Annotated in this window: 3 protein-coding genes and 2 pseudogenes; 1 reads left to right on the top strand and 4 read right to left on the bottom strand. The window is 39.0% G+C overall.

All coding sequences use genetic code 11. The features are described 5' to 3' along the window. A partial coding sequence (locus tag ACOTYB_RS24590; RefSeq protein WP_421765773.1) for an IS1 family transposase occupies positions 1-66 on the top strand: 66 nt, incomplete at its 5' end. Here the strand turns inward: ACOTYB_RS24590 and ACOTYB_RS24585 are convergent. From ACOTYB_RS24585 to ACOTYB_RS24570, 4 genes and pseudogenes are all read right to left on the bottom strand, one after another. Next, a pseudogene (locus ACOTYB_RS24585) lies at positions 63-899 on the bottom strand (AAA family ATPase); the annotation flags it as partial. The gene ACOTYB_RS24590 and the pseudogene ACOTYB_RS24585 sit on opposite strands and share 4 nt — an antisense overlap. A gap of 563 nt (positions 900-1,462) precedes the next feature. Continuing rightward, entirely contained in the window at positions 1,463-1,762 is a 300-nt protein-coding gene (locus tag ACOTYB_RS24580; protein WP_001097216.1) for a helix-turn-helix domain-containing protein, read from the bottom strand. Positions 1,763-2,114: 352 nt separating this feature from the next. Continuing rightward, complete coding sequence (locus ACOTYB_RS24575; protein ID WP_421765915.1) at positions 2,115-3,041, bottom strand: hypothetical protein; 927 nt, start codon at positions 3,039-3,041, stop codon at positions 2,115-2,117. Between the two features lie 11 nt (positions 3,042-3,052). Next, positions 3,053-4,261, bottom strand: a pseudogene (locus tag ACOTYB_RS24570) (TnsD family Tn7-like transposition protein); the annotation flags it as partial. Positions 4,262-4,342 lie beyond the last annotated feature (81 nt).

Genomic DNA, 4,342 nt, shown 5'->3' with positions numbered 1-4,342 from the left:
TCAAAATCGCTGGAGCTGCATGACAAGGTCATCGGGCATTATCTGAACATAAAACACTATCAGTAAGTTGGAGTCATTACCAGTTCGGGGGCCATTTCACGTAATTTATCCAGCGTTCTCTGTGCGACATCCAGGACGCTGTCCTGAATCTCATTTTCCAGCGCTGTAATTTTGTCCTGCAGCGCAGCCTGAGCGTCTTTTACGGCCTGCTGTAAGGGGTTTTTAGCTTCGGAATCCCCGTCGCTGCTTTCCCTGTCGGCTTTGAAAATCGCATACGTGGGCAGCAAATCGAGGATCTTACCCCATAATGATTTTGTGTCGGTTCCGAACTCTTTATCGACATCCAGCATAATTTCCGAACAGGTATAGGGGGCTGCGGCTTCCCTGATGGCCTGACGCCATAACGATGCAGTGCGTTTATCCGCCACATTTTTTTCAACTTCTTTTCCCACCGCCTTGAGCTCAGAAATTTTCATGCCCAGTAAATTTCTCAGGGGCTCCTCATCCGGGTGGATGCAGCGGATGCAGGTCTGCTCCGGTTTTCCTGAGGTCGTTGCTTTAAACGTTTTGACGATTTCAAAATTGCCGTCCTCATTCAGCAGATGTTCTGAGGCGAGCGTGGTCTGCACCCTGTCGTCGATCATGATAAAATCGGGCAGGTCATCAAATTCACAGGCTATTTCAAAACGGCCGTCCCCTTCTCTTAGGCTGAAACAGTTCATGTCATTCTTGTCAGCCTTCATTCCTTCTGTTTCAAAAAAAATAGCCAGCGCTTCCAGAAGCGTTGATTTCCCAAAGTCATTACGACCGACAATACCCGTCATGCTTTCATCAATAATGATTTCAGTAGAGTTTCTGTAGCCTCTGAAGTTTTTCAGTTTTAATTTTCTGAGCCGCATATGAAGTCCTGTGTGTAAGAAAGCGTTTTGCTGCAACCTGAATACAAAATATATTTTCAAATGCCTGCCAACAAGCAGGGATAACCGTTATTCAGAATATCTTAACGACATTTCGGGATTATGATCTGGTCGCGCTTTCAGAACTTTACTGCCCCTCAAAACACCGGAAACTAACTTGTGGTTGGTTACATGGCAAAGTTAAAACTCCAGAATCACGGGTAATGATTTCAATGCTTATTATATTTTTTGGAATTGACTCATGAGCTTTATAATTTAAATGATAATAATAACCATTCTTTTATGCGTAATATTTGCTACTGACACTGATGAATTTAAAAGAAGATAGATTTTCATTTACGGATTATTTCCTAAATTCATCGATAATGTGATCGACATAAAATTTTCACTGAAGAATGAAGAGATAATTTAAGGCCGAGCGAAATAGCTCAAAATGGTGTATTTAACATAACAGAAGAAATGAAAGGCTCTATCGCAACCTGATACTTCAGGCCGCTAAGGGGTTAATCTTGTTGAAGAAAAATTAGACCGGGAAGCGCCAGGCGTCACCATTTCTCCCGCCTGGCTGGAAGTGAAGAATAATTGTGCATAGCTCCGTATTCGGGCTTTGCATCTGACAATGGTTCCCTGGATGAAAGTACGATCTCCACTCCAAGGACGCTGAACACCCTAAACAAACGCTCAAAACCCGCACTTGCAGGGTTGGCCTCTAGTCGGGCATAAGTTTGCTGTGTTATACCCAAACGTTCAGAAACATCTTTTTGCGTCAGTCCATTGGCTTTGCGAAAGCCGATTAAAACAGGACGTAACTGATTCAAAGTCTTCAAAGCGTATTGAGTGTTCATAAGTGACCTTCCGTATCGACGGGTTAACAAGCATAACGCAGGGATTTACAGCATATAGGCTGTAATGCTCATTAACAGACTATAGGCTGTAATACGAATCTTGCCAAGATGCGGCATCTTTCAAATACAAGGCCGTATTGGGTAAGCAGTACACCGTTATATAGCACCCCTTGCCCCTTTGCTGGAGAGGGACCCACGTGATCGCAGGTCTTTTAGACGTTGTTGCTAACCGGCATCATACACAGGTGGTAACCCCCAGGGAAACTCTATGAGTGATAATTTATTCCTGCCCCAGTCAAAATATAAAACCTTATCTAACTAGCTTTCTTAGTATTTTATAAATGAAGTGAAATTAGCGAAGAAGTTTTACATTGTAAAGTGAGCAAAAATATTTACCATTCAACTGGCAAAATTTACAATCTGCAGCCCTTAGCCTGAGAAAATGCACATTAACAGAATAATCATCAAGTCCGATAGAGGCATAACTTACGTCCTCAAAAATATCAGAAATAAATGAGTTGAAATTACAAAAATTAACTTCACTTAACATCTTGAACACCGCAGAAATATATCTATCATGCATTATCTTGACTTCGATAACCTTAGATAAACTTGAATGCGACTTACATTTGAAGAGATCAAAGAGAAAGTAAATCAGCATATTTTTATTGTCCGAAATCCATTTTAAAATTTTATTACGTGCACATGGTAATATATACACTGGATTTTTGAAAGGGTTTGAAACGTCAACCACAAGGGAACAATAACCATGAGGATTTATTCCACTTATAATTAAGTCACTAAGTCCTTTCACTGCATTCAAATAGTTATCAAAACAAACCTCATATAAACTGGTACTATGAACTGCACATTTAGATTCAAACAACCATCTATGACGCAGATAACCAATGCCTTTAGAGTGTATATCTTCAACAATACATTTGTGACAGTAACGAATGTTTGAGATGTTTACCAATGGATATGAATTAGTTATGTGAAAATTTTTCCGACAGGCATCTTCAACAGCGTTAAAATACCCGTAAGCACCAGAAGATAACGACACTATATTGGAAGTTAGTATATAACCATTTCTAGTGGCAAGAATGTCATATATATCCTGCAAGCTATGCAATTTGTACATATCAATCAGTTCGAAACGAGGAAAGGCATCGTACCTTAGTGCGCCATGCTTTGATATTATGTTCCTGCAATTGGATAAGTTATACATTATCTGTGAACGCAGAAGAAAACTGTGCCACAATTCATTTTCGTAAACCATATAACTCCCTCTTATTTAATTAGTTCCATTTTTCTGAGAAGTATCATTGTCATTGGTAGTTTATCTCTGTATTTCAAAAGCCAGCCATGCCCTCCCAGTAAAGCATCTAGACTTGTAAGTGACATCGAGTACTGCCCCTAAGATAAAACATCATTTATTAATGATGATGAGATAATATCTCTCTCGCTCCAGTCTACTCTTTTATTTTTATAGCATCGTATTGTTTTAGGAAGACAGGAATTAAGCCAGTCACATTCATGTTTATTTAGCCAATAGAAACTTGCATAACAACTTTCTTTGACTAACTTTCGTGTTATAGAAACGGATTGATTATGTATAAATCTTAATATTTTCTGCTTATGACGCCGTCTTAAAGAATCTTTTTTACATTTTTTACGCCATGAGCATAAACCGTAACAAGATGAAATTACAGAGGATACAGCTCCTTCCGATAATGAGTTTTTCTCAGCTATGGATGCCAGACTAAACCCCCTTACAGCCATAGACTTGATAAGCAATTCAGTGAATATATTAATTTTTGTGTTTCGCTTAAACGCCCTCAGGTATTTTTTATAAATAAGTGTTTTAATGTAACATCTGCTGCGACTAAATTCCTTCCCAAGGTTGCTAACACTAGTATTATTTTCAACTATATGAAAACTGTATTTCTTATGACTTTTAAAGATTTCTTTCTTTTTATTAGTACGACTTCCTGCATACGTTGGCCAGCAAGTATTTAACAAACAATAACAAAGCAAAAGATGCTTTGTGGGATGCTGACAACATTTGTCTTTGAGTATAGGCTCCCAGTAATGATAATCAGTTAGGGATGTTGGTATAAGTCCCGATGAACCCTCCCCAAATAACTGGCACTTAGCATAAACATGTGCGTAGAATACATTTTTCTTTAAATTTCCATCCAATGATAATAAATTCAACTTTTTAAGTACATCCATGTAATTGGGGTGTGTAATATCTTTTCTTCTGATTATATTTAGGGACTCATAACAAAACTTAGCAAAATCGAAGTCTATCTCATTGCTAAGTTGTTCTGTATACGAAACAGGAGGCATCAGTCCAATACGTATGTGCGGTGAAGAAGGGACATGGATGCTTTCAAGCGCTACCGGATGCCGATGGCAGGTTGTAACCCCATGAAGCTGATGCGCCAGATGCCAATAAGTAACACCATAATGAAAAGTATCTTCACGAGCGCAAACTGAATCGCCACAGGTTTAACAGACACCTCAGAGTCATTTAAGATGACTTAAAGAGAGGTACCCATGAGCGGTAAGCGTTAT

The sequence above is a fragment of the Enterobacter cloacae complex sp. IR5450 genome, from assembly GCF_049238665.1.
GTDB lineage: Bacteria > Pseudomonadota > Gammaproteobacteria > Enterobacterales > Enterobacteriaceae > Enterobacter > Enterobacter hormaechei_C.
This window is presented reverse-complemented; position numbering and strand designations above follow the sequence as displayed.

Coding starts and splice junctions, on each gene's coding strand:
- ACOTYB_RS24580 (WP_001097216.1), bottom strand. CDS start 1,762: ATGAACACTCAATACGCTTTGAAGACTTTGAATCAGTTACGTCCTGTT.
- ACOTYB_RS24575 (WP_421765915.1), bottom strand. CDS start 3,041: ATGGTTTACGAAAATGAATTGTGGCACAGTTTTCTTCTGCGTTCACAG.